This is a genomic window from Mesorhizobium sp. CA6, assembly GCF_020165035.1.
Taxonomy (GTDB): Bacteria; Pseudomonadota; Alphaproteobacteria; order Rhizobiales; family Rhizobiaceae; genus Mesorhizobium.
Genome location: NZ_JAIUHI010000037.1, coordinates 1 through 1,192, shown reverse-complemented (window position 1 = coordinate 1,192; position 1,192 = coordinate 1). Strand labels below are relative to the sequence as shown.

1 protein-coding gene is annotated in these 1,192 nt (G+C 62.4%); it reads right to left on the bottom strand.

All coding sequences use genetic code 11. The features are described 5' to 3' along the window. Window positions 1-142: 142 nt before the first annotated feature. Window positions 143-1,192 (bottom strand): IS5 family transposase (locus LB526_RS29515; RefSeq protein ID WP_224532842.1); only part of this gene is annotated, 1,050 nt, incomplete at its 5' end.

Here is a 1,192-nt window from a genome sequence, read left to right as displayed (position 1 = left end):
GAGGGCTTTGCACGGGAGAGTGAATTCTGTTTGTTGGGCTAATGAGGCGTTTTTTGAAGGCCATGGGAGCGGTTTTGGGCGGCTTTGCGGGGCATTTGCCGGGTTAGGCGGCCAATCCGCTTGGCTGCGGACGCACTCCTCCTCATGCTCGTCTCTCAGCAGGTGGAAAGAGGGCGCCGATCATGGTCCTTAGATTGTAGGCGCAGGCCGCCAGCATGCACTGCGTGCGGTTGGTGGCCAGGTTGAAGAAGCGCACGCGCCGCATGCCATAGTGCTCCTTGAATACGGCGAACGGCCGCTCGACCGCCGCGCGCACCTTGGCGATCAGCCGGTTGCGCAGCTTTTGGCGCGGCGGCAGCTCGGGGTGATGCTTGTTGGCCCGCCGCATCAGCCGATCCTTGATGTTGGCCTCGGCTAGCCGATCGTGCCTGGCGTGGGTGTAATAGGCCTGATCGCCATAGGCCGCCTTCTCGTCGCCGCAGATCAGCTGGTCGGCCGGCTCGGTGTCGGTGAGCGAGGCGTCGCTCACCTCGACGCGCCGGATGATGGTGTGCGCCTGGTCAGCGCCGATGTGCATCTTGTAGCCGAAGGTGCTCTTCTTGCCCTTCTTGCCCCAGCGCGCATCCTTGTCGGACGACGGCTTGATCGGACCATGATGGCCCTTCTTGGGCTGCTTGGGCGGGCGGCCGCGAGCCTGCAAGAATGTGGCATCGACCAAGGTACCGCGCTTGACGATCAGGCTCTTGGCCTCCAGTTGGCGATTGATCTCCTCAAAGATCTTGTCGATCAGACGCTCGCGCGTCAGTTCCTCGCGGAAACGCCACAGCGTCGAGTGATCAGGCGTGCGATCCGAAAGGCTGAAGCCGGCAAAGCGGCGGAACGACAGCCGGTCCCGGATTTGCGCTTCAAGCGCGGGATCGCTCAGCCCATGCCACACGCCCAGCAGCAAACAACGCACCAGCGGCTCGGCTGGATAGCTGGTGTTGCCAGAGCCAGGACCGCTGCGATGACCAAGCAAGGTTCGGATCGGCGCCCAGTCCAGTTCCTTCGCTATCAGGTCGAAGATCGTCTCATCCGACGCCGCAAAACCGTCCGCTAGGCTCAATTGGCCAAGCACTCGATCGACCATCGCGAATCCCTCCTCGCCGGATATCCGCATGGAATCACCGATCCGATTCTGTGCAAAGCCCTT